This window comes from Agarilytica rhodophyticola, assembly GCF_002157225.2.
GTDB classification, from domain to species: Bacteria; Pseudomonadota; Gammaproteobacteria; order Pseudomonadales; family Cellvibrionaceae; genus Agarilytica; species Agarilytica rhodophyticola.
The window spans coordinates 1,692,893-1,712,978 of record NZ_CP020038.1 but is presented as its reverse complement, the minus strand read 5'-3'; the positions used below and the strand labels follow the sequence as shown (position 1 = coordinate 1,712,978).

The following is a 20,086-nucleotide window of genomic DNA, read 5'->3' as shown; positions in this document are numbered from 1 at the left end:
AAACCTGTGGGAACAAAAATCATACATAGTCGAATATCATCATACCTTAATTTTTATCAAAATAAATTTGTACGCCAATCTTATTCCTTAAATGCCAATACCGTAGACAAATATTAGAAAAATATTATACTAAACCAATGTGAGAAGTAATTTCGATAAAGCTAAAAATAGCTTTCTAACCTTACACAAAGGATGGGTGGTCAATACTACTCCTTCTTAGCATAAAAAGACTTTACTCGTTCTTTGCGCTGGCCGCTCAGAACAAGTACTGTCTATGTAAAATAAAAACGTCAGTTACCTTTATATTAAAAAACTTAGTTCACATATTACATGGAGAGTTAACATGTACAATTCTAGATCTGTAAATTGGCCACTACTCGCAGGATTACGTTTTTTTCTTGCCTGGATAGTAATGACTGCTCACGTAGATTTTTATGCACCAGGAGGGATCGCAGCAGCATTTTACATGTTTGGAGCAAAAGCTTCAGTCGCTGCTTTTTTGCTAATTTCTGGATTTTCAATTGCCGCGTCTATCGAGAGCAGGCCTCAGGGTTTTATACTGAGACGGCTTCTTCGTATTTACCCTCTCTATTTTGCTTCACTTTTGTTAACTCTTTTCGTTCAGAGTTTTATCGTCTCAACTATGGATAACCCAATATTTCCAGCAGATAGCTGGGGGAAGATAATCGGCAATATGTTCATGACGCAAATGTTTTTTGTTAAAGCATTAGTATATAACGGCCCTTTCTGGTCGTTAAGTATAGAGTTCTTTTTCTACGTTTTAGCTCCTATATTTTGCTTTATGAAAAAGAGGTATTTATATATACTGATTGCTATTTCAGGTATTGTATATATTCTACCGAACAAACCTGAAGCAAGTATATTTTATATTATGCTACTTAAATTTAATGCACTTAAATACTTGTGGATTTGGTTATTGGGCTTCTGCCTATACAAGAGAGAACCAAAGCTAGATTTTATTGGTGGTATACTGTGTATAACCTTACTAGTGTTAAGCAGTAATTTCACTCATAAATTAAACATAGTGACGCTGGGTGGCACTTACTTAATATTATTATTTTCACACTATATTAAAATCGGTGATTCTGCAAAAAATATATTAAATTACCTCGGCGATTTATCTTATCCACTCTATCTTATGCACTTTCCATTGATACTTCTCGTTGTATATGGCCTAAATATTAAATCAGAATTTATACTTTATTCTGTTATATTTTTAACTACTTCTCTTAGTATTATAATTTTTGATGTATATGTGAAAAACAAGTTATTCAAACCATTATTTACTAGGATACTCAGCTCTTCTATATGGACAAAGAAATTGTTTAGCTATTTACCCCGAAGAATTGCTGTAAGTTATCGAATTTAATAACCAACAGCATAATTCTTTGCGACTTAAAAAAAGCGGAAGTAAGCTGTAAATGACTTACAAGCGCTAGCGCAGAACCCTAAACAATAAAACCAAACCGTTAAGAGTTATCGGCGATAATAGCTTGCCTCGCCACACTCTATCTTAGATTGCGATAAGGCTATTTGGATGCAGATAACCTCTTATAGAATGAGAACAGAAGGTACAAATGAATTATTGCATTCAATTTGGCTCAATTCACTTTGGACAAATTCAGCAGTGACCAGTACTTAACGTCAATCAATCTCATAAGGAGGAGATCAATGATTACTCAAACAAATGTTTGGTTATTTATTTGCCTATGCTGCTGATAGCACTAATCAACTAGTCTACTACGGATACTCGTTACTCATGAGTTGACAAAAATCAAAGAGACCTGTTTGGCATCTAAAAAACCGAACAGTATTCGATAAAAACGCCACTATTAGGACGTAAGTACTTATTAGAATATATTTCTGCCATTTTATTTATAACAGCAACAATTTATCGTAAAAGTTTATACATTATTTATAAGGTTATTTGATACTCAAAATGAACACAGTTAGCCAGACACAAGACCTTTGTATAGCGGAGGTTTCTATTGAACGCATTTTACCCTGTCGAAGAAAATCTAAATGGGTCGATAGTTTTTTTTATAAGACACTCTGGAATGATCATCCTGCTTATATTAAAGCAATGTGCTGTTTATCTGTTCCCTTGGAACATGCCGACTACTTAGTTGATCTATACACTGATGATGAACCTCGACAAACATTTTATCTCGGTGAACTAGGTTATCGAACCTTTATGAAATACTACATATTTTAATAAAATTATACGATCTATTAGAGGACTACTTTTAATATAGTGTGAACAAAAACAGTAGTACACGTCCACACTATAAAACAGAGATGTCTATTAAACGTATTTTACCTTGTCGGCGCAAATCTAAGCGCCTTCATACCTTTATATATTCTACATAGTGGAACGACCACCCAGCATATATTGAAGCCAAATATCGTCTAAGTGTCGATTCTAAACACGCCAATTATTTAGTCGATTTATATACAAATCATACTTACCGAGCGACGTTCTATCTCGCCAAACTCAGTTATCGTACGTTAATCAGAGGGTATGACTTCCAACAGTACTATGACATAGGTTAATTCTACGAAAAAATACTGCTTATATTACACTCTATGTCCTCTATGCAAAATCATAAAAGTTACTTAACAAGTTTAATGGTGAGACCTAGGACTGTTGGTGGTCGTTGAATCCAGCCGTCTTATCATATCTTCCCTAGTATATTTTGTCAGCTTCAAATAATAACATCCACATAGTTGAAACCTAGCTCCACTACCTTCACACCGAGGCAGGTTCTCTAGTACGCAACTAGAGCCGTAGAAAAGATGGTGTATAATATATCGACTAACAGTGGAGTATGTTATTGCTTTCTCTATAAAAATCTCATGAAAATTGTTAGCCAATAGTTTACATATTTAGAAGATGGATTCCTTGGCCCAAATATGTAAAACCGGGATACCGATAAGCAATAATTTATCTTTCCAAATTTTATTAGCCAATATTTCTTTCAGGTTATTTCATATAAAATTTTAGGATTTAATTTTCTTACTTATTTAATGGACACATGTATAAATTTCATAACAATTTCTCAGACATAAAAAATTGCGCATCTATGAAGCACTTAAAACATCTTCAATAAAAACTAACTCTTCTTAAAATACATTTTATAAGTACATATCAAAATCCTTATAAACCGTAACTAACGTAAGAAAACTAAATGTTAAATTGGGCTACGTCAAAATAAACTTAACATAGAAAAATAAAAACTGAAGAAGATTTTATACCTATTATGCCGTATATATGAAATAAGCACCCATTGCTTACGGCTACGACAAGATTTCAGTTATGATTGGAAAACACATTAAACTCATATTTCACAATCCTGGCTGCAAAGAGTTAACAGCGAAAAATATTAATGTTCGTGAGCATTCACAATCTCCTCCCCCTAAAAAGACTTGGACGAAAAGTAACATTAACAATCAAAACAAGTGACTTAGTCACATTAAGAGATACCCTAAGTCTGATAGCATCAGATCAAGCACCTATGAAGAGCAACCAATACCAATGTTGTTGCTCTTCATAGCCAAAAATTAATTCTTAAAGAGCTTCACCTACTATTATTATATGTCTTTGGGATTCAGAGTTTTAAGAGCCTTGTTAGTACGGGATAATAACAAGAGAAAAAATTAATATAGAAAAATACAATGCTAATGCATATCAGGGAGCTAGCAGGTTTATTTAAAGACAACTATTCTGCTAAGAAAGCAAATAAAAATACATGGTGTATGTTATTAATTTGTTGTAGTTGAGATATTCCAATTATTAGAGAATACTTGTCGGTGTTATAGTACGTTTAAGTAGAAGATAAAATGCTTTATCAACGAAGATTTACATACACTATGTCAGTTTTATTTTTTAGTAAAAGTTGAAACTGTATCATAAAAAAATTGAAACCGTATCGTAAAGCGAGGCGATATCTGCTCCCTCTTCTATTGGACACACGCTATCTTTGGTAAAAAATATTGGGTAAAAAAATAAATATCATTGTGAATTAAGGCGCATCGCTTCGCCCAAAACTTTAGTAAGATCTCTGTGGATAATTCCTACTGTTTTGATATGCAGTCAAAATAATGCTTCATAATACACCAGTCACATACTATAAAATAACTCAACCATTGACAAAAACGATGTTTAAATTAGCGCAACTCACACAAAATAAAGAAAAAAACACTGATAGCAATAATAGGTTGAACCTGCTTGTCGTACTAACGAGTGTTGCTTTGTTAAGTGGCTGTGGTGGGAATGGCTCTGAAGGTCTTTTTCCAGCACAAGATGATAGCCTCGGTTCCTCGGATTCACCCCCAGGCACTGTCTTAACGCCATCCCCCGCCCCGACTCCAGTCATCAGGCAGACTTCCACACCAAGCCCGACGCCCTCCTCAGCCCCAGTGGTAGCTTCGCCACCAGACAATCTCAATGTACTCGACACGCCACAAAAAAGCGCAGCATTTTTAATCAAAGCTAGCTTTGGTAATACCATCGAAGACATAGAATCTTGGGTTGGTCGAGACGCTGCCGAGTGGATAAAAAACGAATTTGCAAAGCCTCGCCGCTCTCATGTGTTAGCGCCGTTGGTAGCGCGAGATCAAATTGACCCCATACCTACAAATGGTCAGTACCATGTTCCCTATGTTTGGGAATCTATTCTCGATCGTGAAGATCAATTGCGCCAACGTATGATCTTCGCATTGTCACAAATTATCGTGGCGGCTGATCAGCCTATGAGTAATCAGTCCCTGGAAGTTGCTTACTATATCGACCAGCTATCAAAAAATAGCTTCGGTAACTATCGCCAGTTGCTGGAGGACATCACCTATTCTAATTGGATGGCACGCTATCTCAGTTACATGGGCAATAGGAAAGGTGACCCAGCGACTGGGCGTAGACCAGACGAGAACTATGCACGTGAAATTATGCAGCTGTTTTCTATCGGCCTGGTCGAACTCAATATGGATGGAACGCCCAAGCTCAATAATGATGGCAATGAAATTGAAACCTACACAAACGATGATGTGGTCGGTTTAGCACGCGTATTCACAGGGCTCTATTCAGAAAGTTCTGATTTTGGTAATTTCAGAAAGCGTGTACGTGATTTTGAATACTTGCCTTTAAAGATGTTTGAAGAACAACATTCAAAACTTGAAAAAACTTTTTTGGGTCTTACCATTCCCGCCGATACGGACGGTACAACTAGTATCGAGATGGCACTTGATCATATCTTTGCCCACCCTAATGTAGCGCCTTTTATCAGCCGTATTTTAATTCAGCGCTTTACGGCAACTCACCCCTCTAAAGACTATGTGGAGCGAGTGGCTAATGCGTTTGAGTCGGGTCTTTACACATCGGCAAACGGAACAAACTTTGGAGATAGCCAGCGCGGAAATCTGCGGGCCACAATCGCGGCTATTCTTCTGGACAGAGAAGTACACAGCGATACGAACACTACTACAGCATTTGGAAAAATTCGAGAGCCTGTGCTGAATTTTGCTCATTGGGTGAGAGCCATGAAAGTTAAAGACATCTTGCCGTCAAATGAATTTTCTTTAAATACTGGTCGTGGCGCACCTCTAGGACAGCAGCCTTTTCGTTCGCCCTCAGTATTTAACTTTTATCGCCCAGGCTACGTCGCACCATCAACAGAAAGCGGCGCTCGAAATTTAACAGCACCTGAACTGCAATTGTTTACACCGGTGAATATTTATCGTGCTAATGATGCACTAAGTACGTTTATTTACAACAGGTCATCGCGGATTGACAGGGATATAGATTCCTTCACCCCTAAATATGAAGACGAAATAGCATTGGCCGATAACCCTGCCGAACTTGTAGACCACCTCGATTTACTTTTGACAGCTGGGCGGCTTACACAAGACGAAAAAAACGATATTACTGAAGCGGTTACCGCAACAGTGTTGCGCGATGACAGCAATCGTCAGGCAGATATCACATCTCGTGTTCAGCTCGCGGTTAACCTTGTGATGCTATCACCCAATTATATTATTATTCGTTAAAGGTAAAGATATGAAAAAATCAACACGTCGCGAGTTTATTAAACGTTCTGGCGCAGCCCTCGCTCTAGGTGTTGGAACCAGCGTCGCGGCTGGATTGGGGTTTAGTCGTCAGACTTATGCTCAAACGCAGCCTTATCGAGCCACGGTGTTTATATTTTTTAAAGGTGGAATGGATCACTTAGAAACTGTTATTCCATATGACACAGAGTCTTTTAATGAATTAGTCGGACATCGACAAGACATATTTGCTGCCTATGAAAGTGACGCAATCGGCGCGAGCCGTCGTCGTTCAGACTTACTGCCGTTAAACCCCTTGAATGCTTCGGACTTTGGTGGCCGGGAATTTGCGATGCCACGAGAACTTGCTCCGATTCATGAGATGTTTGAAAATGAAGACCTCAGTATTATAAGCGGCATTGGTCCTTTAATTGAGCCTGCGACACGCTCTCAAATTCAATCTAAAACGGTTCGTACACCTACTCGACTTTTTTCCCACAATGACCAGCAATCAGTTTGGGGAACGTTAGGCACTGAAGGCACGCGATTTGGCTGGGGCGGCCGCATTCTCGATGCACTGGTTCCGTCCAATTCTCCAGGGTCAATATTTGCGTCCGTCGCCGCCGGTTCTGGCTCTTCCGACTCATTTTTATATGGTGAGAATTTTTCTCCAATTAGCTATAACGGCGGCGTACCAAGTGTACCGAATATATTACAGGGGCGCTTTATCGGTTTTCGTAACAATGACGCGATGGCTCTGACCGATCAATACATGCGTAAGACTTACCCATTAGCAGATGGTTTGTTCCAACACGATTTTAAAGAAAGGCTTAAAACAAGCTTAGCAACTAGAGATAGATTGCGAGAAGAGCTGTCAGATGTGCCGGCACTAACAACCGAGTTTCCCAACAGTAATTTAGGTAACCAGCTTAAGTCTATTTTAGAACTTATTTCTATTCGTTCAAAAGTGAGTATTGGGCATCAAATCTTTTATGCAAATATCGGTGGTTTTGATACACATGCAAATAATGTTACGCGCGTTCCTGCACTACACCAATCGTTTGCCTCTGAAATAAAAGCCTTTCGAGATGGATTAGTCGCTATTGGAGAATGGAACAATGTCACCACATTTACAGCCTCTGACTTTGGCAGAACGCTGGTAGGCAACGGTTCAGGAACCGATCATGCGTGGGGCAGTATGCATTTTATTATGGGAGGGTCAGTTCGAGGAAAACGTATTGTTGGCCAAGCACCAAGCCTCGATACGAGTTCGCAAAGATACCTTGATAAACGAGGTAGTTGGATACCAGAAATTTCGATCGAACAACTAGGCGCAACAGTCGGTAATTGGATGGGCGCGAAAGGAGTTGATCTGGAACAGATATTCCCTAATTTATCAAATTTTGACAATAGCACCTTAGATCTTTTTACCTAACCGATCTTAGCTTTAGCGGTTTGAAATGAGTAGCTCCTCATTCGAGCTACTCTCATCTAACAGTTCACCGCCCGCTATAACAAGTACCACCACTTACTAGTGTTCTGTTCGGCGATTCAAAGTAATGACAAGACTTGTTGTAATTTCTATTTTAATTTTTGCCATCATCAGCTTGCCATGACCACCCTTAATAATTCTATTACTTGAAAAAATGGGATTAGCAATATCAAATTCGATAAGGTTCACAGCGATTTGAGGCGCTTTAAATTTCCCAAAATCCATTCTCCTGAAAACATATTGCAAATAAAAATTTTCTTTAATGTAGCAACCACCCAAAAATCGTATAGAGATTAATACAATAATTTCCTAGGGCTTTATTTTTATTAAATTTTTAAGGGTACCATTTTACCTGAGAAGCATTGCCTTTAATGACACATTTTATCTTCATCGCCGCTAGATATGTCGAGCAAGGTCGCGTATCAAAATTAAGGCGAGCACACTCAATGAAGAACCATACTTAACAAAGAATGTTTTTTAGGCATTAGAACTATTAGATATGACTACTAAATTAAGGATATGTTACATACTAACCATCTATTAACATGGTAACAAAAAGGAAGACCTATGTAATACACCTCATCAATTATGACATCTAAACTAATATTCAATACACAACAGTGTGTTAAAATGATCGACAGGAAATCAACCAGGAGAAGTAACACACAACTGCAGAATTTTTTATGGACGCGCCAGGAGCAAATAATTCAACAAAATGCAGCCCCACCTGTCTTGCGGCCATTTGTCTTTCTTGCTATATCTTACTGTTGCTGCGATAAAAGACAACACACACTGTTTTTGTATCTGCGCATACTAGCACTCACTATTTTAGTGGCTTGCTTTCGTGTGCGTGTTGTTTTTCGTACCTATTATTTTCCGTGATTTTTTTCATGACTATTGTTGTTCACATGAGGTATCAAAGAATTAAAGGATGTAATCTTATGAAAATACTTAACTCAAAATTATTCTTACTTTTATCGTGTATTATTGCACTCGTATTTATTTCGGTTCAAATATCGTCATTAAATGACCACCTATGGAATTCCGCAAGTAAAGAAGGCTATACATCGAATACAGACATACTTGAAACTGAAAACAATAAAAAAGTGAGTACAGCGATACTATCCAACACTAATATGACGACACAAGAACAGGCGCAGGTAATCAACTTTAGCTCCCCGCTTCATTAAGGGAAAAGTGCAAAAAAATCACTAGAAAATACATAGCAGACACGCCGCCACATCAACATAGATCGAACAGATGTGGCGGCCTTCTATATACGAGTAACAATGATCATGAACAGAATACGTACCAACAACAGCCTACACCTTGTGTTATTCACACTGCTACTGTGGATCACCACCGTTACCGCCACCGCTACTGAGGTAGAAACCCTCACCTTTTTTCACCACGACGCTTCCGGCTCCGTCGTCGCCGCCACCAACGACGCCGGCGAAGAAATCTGGCGCAAAAACTACCGCCCCTACAGCGAACAACAAGCGGGCAGCAACACCAGCGAACAAGTGTCCTACACCGGCCACACCCACGACAACGCCCTGGGTCTTACCTACATGAAAAACCGCTACTACGACCCACATGCAGGCCGTTTTATGGGGATAGATCCGGTACAGGTGGAAGACAGTGTGGAAAGTAATCCGCAAATGTTTAACCGCTATGCCTATGGCAATAATAATCCGTATCGCTATGTTGATCCCGATGGGGGCAACCCAAAACTTATTCTAGATTTTGCGCTAAACGTCGGATTCAATTATATGACAACAGGAAGTCTTGGTTTTTCTACAGCACTACTCAATACCGCTAAAGATGCTGTTAATCCCTTGGCAACACTTAATAAAATACATAAACTAGGCAAGCTGGCAGTAGCGGTTCAAAAGGTTAATAAAAAAATTGCGGCGGCGAAACCGGCGGGGAAGGTGCAAAAGGGAGGAAAGCCCACTTTACCCGATAGTGCGTGGCATAAAAATTCACCTCATCAAGTAACACCTGGTACAAAACCTACAACACATCAAAAGTACAACCCTAAAACGAAGCAGTTAGAAACATCAAAGGTTGAATATGATCAATATGGTAGACAAGTAAAGCGGACTGATTACACTAATCACGGCTATGGTAATACTGATAAGCAAAAAGAGTATCACTCTAACCCTCATATACATACTTACGAGTATGGCCCTGGTTACGGTCCAAAAGGTAAAGAAACGAGGATAAATCAATGATTGATTTGGATGTATTGAATGAAAGGCTAATTCATCATAATTGTGTTATATCTTTGCGCATGGATATGCAAACTGAGTCGTTAAAATATAATTTGCTTTTAACTTTATCAGAGTCTGAGGATACGACTAGCAATAAATTAACTTTATGTTTTTACGATATTAGTGATTTGCAAATATCAGAATTTGGTGGTGGCTTAACCCAATTTATGCACTTAAGTATCACTTGTTTAGATAGTGGATTTGATAGGGTGAATTATGTTCTTAAAGATAAAGAGCATGAAAAAATATCCTTTAATTTTGCTTCTGTAGATGATTTTAGTTAAGAAAAGCCCGAAAAAATAGCGGCCTTTGTTATATTTACTCAGCCGCAACCACTAAGCCTCCCTCCATGCACCTAACCTTTACAGGTGGATTTTACCGGTGAGTATACGTTCAAGGGAGTTTTGGTTTAGCTGATAGGAATGGTAAGCCCCCCTAACTTTTAATTATCGCTGGCGGGCTTTAGTTTTGGGCAAGTACAAAGCTTGTGTATGATGCTCGTTAGTCACTGCCAATAGTCTCGTATTGGTTGTAACGTCCCACTTTACCCTCATACTCTAAACCAAGTTATTCATCATATGATTGCGGTATAAATACACAATATTACCCAATTATTTCAAGACAGCTAACGATCACTGGATGTAAGCGCCAAAGCAAAGCACTGCGATATGGCTCCACAAATACATTATAGCTGAATGACTACAAAACACTCAACAAAAAATGAATATGACTACGTCACCACACGGCACTTTATTAAGGAGAAGCTGACACATTTACCCCTATTTAAATGTGAATCCGATAACTATCTCGGGATCTATTGCCGACACGATTTTAGAGAGACGTTTATGCTTCATAACTTGCGCGGCATTGTTTTTGAAGAAAATATTGCCCTCTCATTTCCCGCTGACCCGGCAGTTTTGGCCGAATACTAATGGACAATAATCAATAATTAATAATCTATGGGGGAGCAAGACCAAGGAAAGCTAATACTCAGCAAGGAAACTTTTTTATCTGTTACACATTATTACTAAAGTCGCATACGCGGCGCAAATCATCACAATCTACACTTATTGTTAACATAAACATTATTCACATGTTTATGAGTTCTTCATATTTTTGTGTGTAAGATGCCATGTTGTATGAGAAAAATCATATAGGTAATCTGTCATCTAAAATACTGTATTTTAATACACCCTATGTTAAAATTTTCGACAGGAAATCAACCAGGAGAAGTAATACACGATTGCAGAATTTTTTATGGATGCGCCGGGAGCAAACAACTCAACAAAATGCAGACGCATCTGTCTTGCTGCCATTCGTTTTTCTTGTTATATCCACACATACTCGCACTCACTATTTTAGTGACTAGCTTTGGTGTGCCCGTTGTTTTCTATATCTGTTTTTTTCACATGAGATATCAAAGAATTAAAGGATGTAATCTTATGAAAATACTTAACTCAAAATTATTCTTACTTTTATCGTGTATTATTGCACTCGTGTTTATTTCGGTTCAAATATCGTCATTAAATGACCACTTATGGAATTCCGCAATTAAAGAAGGCTATACATCGAATACAGACGCACTTGAAACTGAGAACAATAAAAAAGTGAGTACAGCGGTACTATCCGACACTAAAAAACCTACCCAAGCAAAGGCTAGTCAAGGATTTTTAATGACGTCTAAAGCGCAATAATATTCACCCACTTTTCACCATAAGGTACAACGTTGTTGTACCTTATGGTGAATTTTTTTCATTTTTATCACGCACCACATTTAATAAAAATGCGGGAGGCTTTGTTGTGCCTGCATTTTAATAACACTTACACACGCTACCATAGGAGTATGGATAATATGGCGATTGGAAAATATAAAGGAACATTCCTTCATCACATGATGCGACTGTTAGGAATGCTCACATTACTCTCTCAGGCAATGGCGGTGCATGCCGACACCGCTATCCGGGATTATTATGCAGAACCAGGCCTGCACCCTTATAAAGGAGCAGCTAATGATATTTTAAATGAGCACATCGACCCTTTTTCTGGAACACTTCAAATTAAATCTACCGATATTTTAATTCCCGGTAATGGAGGAATGGATATCGCGATTAATCGTGTCTACACCAGCCAACAGATTGATAGCTTACCTAATCAATCCACCTATGGTGTCGGTTGGACAATCCATTTTGGCCGGGTGTTAGCCAATGAAGATATGGTAGAACGCGCGTGTAATCAACGCAATTTCCAAGTGCACACGGGGGACAATCCTACCTTAGAAATGCCCGATGGTGGCAGAGAATTATTAATTTATAACACTACAGAAAATGACAATACCTTTATCACGCGAGGACAATGGCGTGCGAGCTGCTCAACGGCAGGTAATGGAGGTTTTATTGTCACCAGCCCTAATGGTACACGTTACACCATGGATCAATTTGCCAATGAAGGTCAGGGCACCGTTTCCTGGTATACCACGCACATTGAAGATGTCCATGGCAATGCGATCGCGATTAATTATCTTTTTAACCCGGTGGGGCTTTTATATATCGACTCGGTCGCCCGTTCTGAAGAAGGTTTACATACGCCGGTTGTAACATTTGCCTACCGCAACCTCAATAGTGCGCAGATTTCATTAGAATCTATTACAGCCAATAATCGAACATGGCAATATTTCTATGAACCTGTGGCAGGATTAGGCAATGAAAATGTGGCGCAGCTTACACGTGTTGTCCGGCCCGATGGTGAACAGTGGCAATTTAAATATTACCCTTTACTTGCTGATCCAGATCCCAGTGATGGACACGACCTTGCAGGCCCAGGCTCTTTTTCGCTGCATAAATTGACCTACCCTACCGGGGCCGAAGTTACCTATGCTTATCAGTACGTAGACTTTGAACGAACGCCCGTTAGTGATGCGTTTCAATTTCCAGAGTTAACAGCAAGCTTAGCGACAAAAATATTAACCAACCCTGACGGTACAGATGGCACTTGGACATATGAATTTAAGCCGCAAAGTGTAAGAAGTAGTGACCCCCGCTATGGCTCATATTATAAAGATGAAACGCGCATTACTACACCTAATAGTATCGAGGTGTATGAGCATTATGGTAAATGGTTTGAGTTACAAACCAACGGCGTGTATTTACATATTCGACCTAGCTTTGTGGGCTTATTAGAGCAGAAAAGAACCTATAGCCTGTCGAATCAATTACTTGAAGTGATGTACTACGCCTGGGAATTACAGAAAATTTCTGATGAGAATTTCTGGCATGGTAGTGAGCACCGTAACACTTGGTGGCGAGAAGACGCCAGCTATCTGCCTATTTTAATAGGTCAATATCGCAAGCGCGGCAGTGCCTTAACTACTTCGGGGTACTCTGCGCGTGTGGAATATTTTAATCACGATCGCTTTGGCCGTCCTCTTAGCCAAATTGAATATATTAACCGTGCTGGCGAGCCGAATAAACGCACCCGTTTTCGTTATAAACACGATACAAATAAATGGATTATTGGTTTAGTAGAAGAAGAAATTGTGGAAGCGCTTGGTGTTGGTGATAGCAGTAATTCCAAAGTGATTGGGAAAATTATTCGCAAGTACGACGATAATGGCAATCTTACCTCGGAAAATACATATGGCATTAAAACCGGCTATACCTATTCAACAGAAGGCGATGTAAAAACAGCGACTGATGCCTTAGGCCGTACCACGCAATACCTAGAATACCGTCGAGGTATCGCTCAACGAGAAGAATATGTCGATGGTACATTTATCGAGAGAAAAGTAAATAATAATGGTTTAGTTGTCGAGCAAACCAATGAGGAAGCTCACACCACACATTTTAAGTATGACGATCTGAATCGAATAGAGAACATTACTTATCCTATTAAAGCCCCTGTTGTTATTAATTACACTAAAAACACACGAACATTAACCCGTGGCACCTATCAGCAGGTGGATACCTTTGACGGCCTCGGGCAAATGATCAACTCAACCAAAGGGCCACTCGCCTTCACCACGGCATATGATGCGTTGGGACAAGTCATCTTTGAATCTTACCCCAGTTCCACACTAGGTATGCATTTTAAGTTTGATGCCTTAGGGCGTGTTGTACGAGAAGAACATGCCGACGGTGAATTTAAGCAATACATCTACAATGACCTTATCACAACGGTCACCGATGAGCGCGGTAACGAGACCCAATATCATTACAATCAATATGGCCTCGACGAAGGCAGTAAAGCTCTTTATTCCATTATTGCCCCTGAAAATGTCGCGACTTTTTTTTCACGCAATATTTTTAATCAACCTGAAAGTATTGTGCAGGGTAGATTTAGAAATAATAGGGTTTCAGGCCCGCAAAGAAGGTTTTCCTATGATCAACACTTCTATCTTGTGGAAAAATTTGACGATGAAGTGGGCACCACCACCTATATAAATGATGCGCTGGGCCAAACACGCCGTACCTTTGTCAATGGTCTGCCTGAGATTACCTTTCATTACGATACACGTAACCGTTTGGCCTTAGTCGACTACCCTGATGCGACCCCCGATGTGGAATATAAATATTACTCTGATGGTTTGGTCGAGCGTGTAAGTCGTGGCGATGTTGCCTGGAATTATTCCTACGACGAAAACAATAACTTGTTAAATGAAACACTGAATATCACTGGCACTGTAGATCTGACGTTACCACTGAGTTATACCATCAACCCACTGGATCATGTGGCCGATGTCACTTATCCCAATGGTTTAACGGTAGATTACGCCCCAGACGCGCTGGGTCGGCCAACTCAAGTCGGTAGTTTTGCTCATACTGTCGGCTTTCATCCCAGTGGCCAATTACATACCTACACTGCCGCCAATAATCTTGTCACCACCATTACCTTAAATGATCGCCTCTTCCCCGCCAACATTACAGCGGGTAATAGTGTGGATCTCACCTATTCTTATGATGCCGCAGGCAATGTCACAGAAATAAGTAATGCTGTGGAAGCAGCCCAATCCTTATCTATGCTCGATACCAACAGTTATGATGGCTTACACCGTTTGCGTCGTGTCAGCGGTTCCTGGGGAAATGGCACGTTTGACTATGACTTTAACGGCAATATTGAAAACAAAAATCTTGGCGAGGAGCATTACTATTACTATGCCGGTCAACGCTTAAATAGTATTACTTTCGGTAATGGGCGGCGTTCGCATCAGTACAGTTATGACCAGCAAGGAAATGTGAATCATAAACAGACTGTCGTTCGAGGCCTTAATGGACAGCGCCAAGTCACCGATCGTTACTATACCTATAACCGCGCCAACGAATTGAGCTATGCCAATGTGGAAGATGTCAAAAGACTCTATACCTACGATTCGGCAGGTATGCGCGTCATTGCGCGCAGAGAAAAAGGCTACGACATCACCTACAGTGTTTACAGTGGTATGGGCGAGTTAATGTACGAGCATTCACTGCTTGAGTGTAAAACCACGGTACATCTTCATCTGTCTAATTTAACCATCGGCACCTTAGATAAAGGAGAAGGCGACGCTAGTATTGATGAAGACGGCGATCAAATTCCCGACTGTTTAGAAACCCTGTTAGGCCTCGACCCCACTAACGCCAATGATGCCTTAGCCGATAGCGACAACGATGGCTTATCCAATCTCCAGGAAATTCTCGCCGGCACATCCATAACACGGGTGGATACCGATAACGACGGTGTTGAGGATGGCGAAGAAGTCAATAACCTCAATACACATCCATTATTACGCGACAGTGATTTTGATGGATTATCGGATGGTTATGAAGTGACAATGGGCTTCGATCCAAACTCTGGTAGCGATGGCCTCGCCGATAACGATGGTGACGGTCTTATTAATATGCTGGAAGAAAACTATGGATCTAACGCCTTACTTGCAGACAGCGATGGCGATGGACTCAGTGATGCATTTGAAAACACCTATTGGTTTTCGCCCGAAGATAACGACGCCCAGGCCACCGCCGACAGTGATAGCGATGGCCTTAGTGATCTAGAAGAACAAAACCTTGGCACGTCGCCCATCCATCATGATAGTGACAATGACGGTTTATCTGATCATGAAGAAACAAGTCTTTATATGACCAACCCAACCGTTGCCGACAGTGATGGCGACGGCGTGGACGATGGTCGAGAGGTGCTATATGACGGCACCGACCCCAATGATCCTCTCAGCTTTTTTACTGAACAACAAGAAATTACCTTAAGCAGTACACTCCCGTATGACATGACCGATGGCGACGGTTTTACTTGGTCCATAATTAATCGTGGCGCTGGCCTGCAATGGCAAATCCCTGATATTGCAGAAAATCAGCTGTTCGCCGCGCTTGATTATTTCCCGAGTCCTGACCGTCCCTTCGACGGCACTATTCGATCATCGAACACCCATAAGACCGCCTTCCTTGAAGATAATGGCCGCGAGTTTGCCACACCGCAAGCCGCGCTAGAATATTTCGACTTCCCTCGTAGGTATCGCCTTGGCTATACCCGAAAATACTATGTATCTGAAAATAAAAGTTTTGTCCGTATCCTAGACATTTATACCAATGTTGGCGACGAAGTGGTGTCATTTTCTGCTGATAATATGGGCTTTTTCAAATATCAAGAAAATACGGAATATGTGGTGGAAGCCAGTTCTTCTGGCGATAAAGTATTGGCTGCAAATGATGATTTTGTTGTATTAGAAGCACGCGCTATTCAGGATACGCAAGCCCACTACTCAGTATTAGCCTTTGGCGATGCGCGAGATAATAAGGTCGACAAACCCCACGATGCGATCAGTTACGCAGGCAAAGATACCCGTGTTGCATACACAGGTTTTACCACGGATCTTTTGCCGGGCGAAACCAAAATCTTTATGCACATGGTGTCTCGTCACAACGACCGTGATGCCGCGCTCACTGCTGCCAAAAATATGGTACGTATTGATGAGGAAGAGCTTTTTGGTATGACCTTATTTGAACGGCAACATGTGGTCAATTTTGACTTAGTGAATTATCTCGATTCTGATAACGATGATTTAAAAGATATCTATGAAAACCAAGCCGGCACCAATATCACCTTGGTCGACACCGATAGCGATGGTATGTCTGACTTTTATGAAGTTCGCCAAGGTTTAGACCCGCTGTTTAACGATGGCGCTGCTGATCCTGATAATGATGGTTTAACAAACCTGGAGGAGTTTCAAGCACGTACTGATGCCCAAGCCAGAGATACAGACCAAGATGGTTTGTCAGATTTCGACGAAGTGCGAAAGTATGGCACCAACCCATTAGCCGAAGATAGCGACAATGATGGGATGGATGATGCTTTTGAATTACTCATCAATAATAGCGACCCCCTGCAGCCCGATACCGGTGACGCGTTGCCTCCTGGCGAAGATCCCCGTGGGGAGTTCTCGCTACGAGCGACGAATCAACAACAGTGGGTATCCACCGCTCGTGGCTGGTTTGCCAATAACCCGTCGCGAACGGCATTGAGTGACGTTACCAACGGCAACTACTCTGCGGGCTTTTTTTACCGGCAGAATAATAATCGAGAATTAGTACTGACAGGTAGGTATCCCAATAATCAAGGAATTATATTTACACGCAAAATGTACCTGGATGAAGAGCGGCAATTTATTCGCATCCGAGAAATTTTTCACAATACCAGCGACCGCGTTGCAACAGTCAATCCGTTTATTCAGGTAAATTCGCAAATACCCGACAGTGATGTGCTGGACTCATCGAATAACGATAACGTGTTAACGATTGATGACCGCTACGGAATTTTGGGCAGTGAGAATCCCGATGCGCCTGCTGAAGCGTATGTGATCCGAGACATGTCATCTGATGCGTTAAAGCCTAATGCCCTCGAAAAGCAAGTTGACACAAACTACCCCGATAGAAGCCATATGCACTATAACTATGGTTTTTCTATTCCTGCCGGTAGCACACGCACCCTTATGCATTTTATCGCCTATGGCGATAATCTTGAACAGACCCGTCGCCATGCGCAATCCATATCCCGTCTATCTGCTGAACATGTTAAGGGCATGACCCTACGTGAGCGCCGCGACGTGATAAATTTTGACGCCGACTTTATCGACAGTGATGGCGATGGTCTGGCAGACAGCTACGAACAGCAGTTGGGAACCAATGCATTTGCAAAAGATTCAGACAATGACCAATTACCCGATGATTTCGAACTGCGCTACGGTTTTGATCCCACCGTTGCCGGCGACCAGTTAGAAGATCCCGACAACGATGGTTTAACTACCTTAGTGGAACAGCAGCTGGGTTCCAACCCGACTATAGCCGACACCGACCGCGATACCTTAAGCGATGGCGATGAGGTGAATATCTATAATACCTCGCCTATTAACGCCGATACCGATAATGGCGGTGCGCGAGACAATATTGAAATTCAACAAGATTTAAGCGATCCACTCAACGCTAGCGACGATCGTGCTGAACTTACTCTATGGAGCGGCAATAGCCCCAACATTAGAAATGCGAACGGGGAACCTTGGTCTATAAGAACCCTAAGAGGTAAGTGGAGGGGCGGTTATATCAATAACTCAACAGGTAAATTTTACCCCTTTGAATACCGTAATAGCAGCACTAGCACCCCAGGCTTTGTGGAGAATAATCGACGTGAATTCCAGAGTATTACCCACAGCCAAAATGGTATTGAAGCGTACCGTAAAACCTTTGTCTCAGAAGCCTTAAATGTGCTTCGCCATGTGGACTTTTTTACCAATACCAGCACACAAGAAGTAACCATTAAAGTGTGGCTGGATACATCCGTATATCAACTTGTCACATCCTCCGATGGTAACCGCCATATCTCCATAGATGATCATTATTTAATCTTTAATAACGGATATTACCTTAATGGATATGTGTTTGCTGGTAAAGGATTTAACACACTGAGACCCAGTGTGAGTAGCAGTGATGGTGGTCGTTTTATTTATAGCCTCAAGATAGCCCCTGGCGAGACCCAAGCGCTGATGCATATTTATCTAAGGAGCGATGATGGTACAGAGCTGCAAGGCACCGTCGATAAAGTGTTAGCCTTGAATCCGGCGGTATATGAAAGTCTCAATAACCAAGAGCGTGCGCAGGTGGTGAACTTCGACTTGGTCGATACCGAAGATACGGATGGCGATGGCTTACGCGATCAATGGGAAGTGGCACAGGGTTTAATGCCCGATCATCAAGACAGTGATGGCGATACCCTGCGCGATGGTTTTGAAATCCGCTACGGCTTAGACCCACTGGTGGTTAACCTGTTAACCACTGATGAAGATGGCGATGGTCTTTCGGTGTTGCAAGAGCAAGAACGAGGCACCAGCCCTATTCAAGCCGATAGCGATAACGATGGCCTTAACGATAACGACGAGCTAAACCAATACGCCACCGATCCGGCCAACGCCTATTCCGATAGCGGCCTGCTGCACGATGGCCATGAAGTCTTGCGTTTAAACACTAACCCTAACGACGGCAGCGATGACATGGATGAGAACATCCGGAGGGACTACCTGAGTCTGGGCACGCCCTGGCTCGCGCGAGGTCGCAATGGGCTCGACTTTGCCAGTAATACCTCGACGGTGTTAATTGGCGATAACCCCAATAACACCCGCTACGCCGAGAGTAACTACCCCGGCACCTGGAGCGAGCCGTATTTTGTGTCCATACATACGGATAATCGCGAGCTTGAATGGCCCACCGTGCGCATGGACAAGGTCGAACATCGCCGCCGCGTTTACGTACCCACCTCCGGCAGTTTTGGTCGTATTTTGGATACCTTCACCAACCCACTGCCCCAAGTGCAAACCTTGACGGTGACCTTAAGCCTCACTAAACCAGGCGCTAACTACATCATTGAAAGCACCTCCAGTGGTGATGCCACGTTAACCGCCGAGGACACTCACTTTATCAGTCGTCCCAGTCACTATGAGTTTCTGGTGCATCACTATGGGCAAGGGAATACCACCCAAAGTGGCATACAAGGCTACGATCTCGCAGGTCGATCCATAGCCGTGGACTACACCCTCACGATACCCCCAGGGCAAACCCGCAGCATTATGCAATTCTTTGCGTATGCCGGCACTCTGACCGAGGCCACCACCTTGCAAACAGCCCTTGTCCCGTTAACGTCTGAGCACTTAGAAGGTATGACGACACAAGAACAGGCGCAGGTAGTCAACTTTAGCCTGCCGCTTCAGTAAGGGAAAACGCCCACAAAA

Annotated in this window: 11 protein-coding genes; 10 read left to right on the top strand and 1 reads right to left on the bottom strand. The window is 41.6% G+C overall.

Annotation, left to right across the window (positions count from 1 at the left end):
* Positions 1 to 343 precede the first annotated feature (343 nt).
* From BVC89_RS07175 to BVC89_RS07160, 4 genes are all read left to right on the top strand, one after another.
* Positions 344 to 1,390, top strand: a complete 1,047-nt coding sequence (locus BVC89_RS07175) for an acyltransferase family protein (RefSeq protein WP_086930533.1) — start codon at positions 344 to 346, stop codon at positions 1,388 to 1,390.
* 570 nt (positions 1,391 to 1,960) lie between these two features.
* Positions 1,961 to 2,236: a hypothetical protein gene (locus tag BVC89_RS07170; RefSeq protein ID WP_086930532.1), complete on the top strand. Its 276-nt coding sequence runs from the start codon at positions 1,961 to 1,963 to the stop codon at positions 2,234 to 2,236.
* Between the two features lie 1,943 nt (positions 2,237 to 4,179).
* Positions 4,180 to 6,063, top strand: a complete 1,884-nt coding sequence (locus tag BVC89_RS07165; protein ID WP_158657822.1) for a DUF1800 domain-containing protein — start codon at positions 4,180 to 4,182, stop codon at positions 6,061 to 6,063.
* 10 nt (positions 6,064 to 6,073) lie between these two features.
* Positions 6,074 to 7,495 (top strand): DUF1501 domain-containing protein, encoded by a 1,422-nt coding sequence (locus BVC89_RS07160; RefSeq protein WP_086930530.1) that lies wholly within the window; start codon positions 6,074 to 6,076, stop codon positions 7,493 to 7,495.
* A 96-nt stretch (positions 7,496 to 7,591) separates the two neighbouring features.
* On the opposite strand, the gene BVC89_RS07155 is transcribed toward BVC89_RS07160, so the two are convergent.
* On the bottom strand, positions 7,592 to 7,777 hold the full coding sequence (locus BVC89_RS07155; protein WP_086930529.1) for a hypothetical protein: 186 nt from the start codon (positions 7,775 to 7,777) through the stop codon (positions 7,592 to 7,594).
* Between the two features lie 716 nt (positions 7,778 to 8,493).
* On the opposite strand from BVC89_RS07155, the gene BVC89_RS07150 reads away from it, so the two are divergent.
* From BVC89_RS07150 to BVC89_RS07130, 6 genes are all read left to right on the top strand, one after another.
* Positions 8,494 to 8,742, top strand: a complete 249-nt coding sequence (locus BVC89_RS07150; RefSeq protein ID WP_086930528.1) for a hypothetical protein — start codon at positions 8,494 to 8,496, stop codon at positions 8,740 to 8,742.
* A 105-nt stretch (positions 8,743 to 8,847) separates the two neighbouring features.
* Entirely contained in the window at positions 8,848 to 9,789 is a 942-nt protein-coding gene (locus BVC89_RS07145) for an RHS repeat domain-containing protein (RefSeq protein ID WP_086930527.1), read from the top strand.
* A complete protein-coding gene (locus BVC89_RS07140) occupies positions 9,786 to 10,112 on the top strand; it encodes a hypothetical protein (protein ID WP_086930526.1) in 327 nt (108 codons plus the stop codon). The genes BVC89_RS07145 and BVC89_RS07140 overlap by 4 nt, the downstream gene beginning before the upstream one ends.
* Positions 10,113 to 10,523: 411 nt before the next feature.
* Complete coding sequence (locus BVC89_RS29605; protein ID WP_158657821.1) at positions 10,524 to 10,760, top strand: hypothetical protein; 237 nt, start codon at positions 10,524 to 10,526, stop codon at positions 10,758 to 10,760.
* 510 nt (positions 10,761 to 11,270) lie between these two features.
* The gene (locus tag BVC89_RS07135) at positions 11,271 to 11,522 is read left to right on the top strand and encodes a hypothetical protein (RefSeq protein ID WP_086930525.1); all 252 of its coding nucleotides are present in this window, start codon (positions 11,271 to 11,273) and stop codon (positions 11,520 to 11,522) included.
* Between the two features lie 158 nt (positions 11,523 to 11,680).
* Positions 11,681 to 20,068 (top strand): RHS repeat domain-containing protein, encoded by an 8,388-nt coding sequence (locus BVC89_RS07130; protein ID WP_103654240.1) that lies wholly within the window; start codon positions 11,681 to 11,683, stop codon positions 20,066 to 20,068.
* The last annotated feature ends 18 nt before the right edge of the window (positions 20,069 to 20,086 follow it).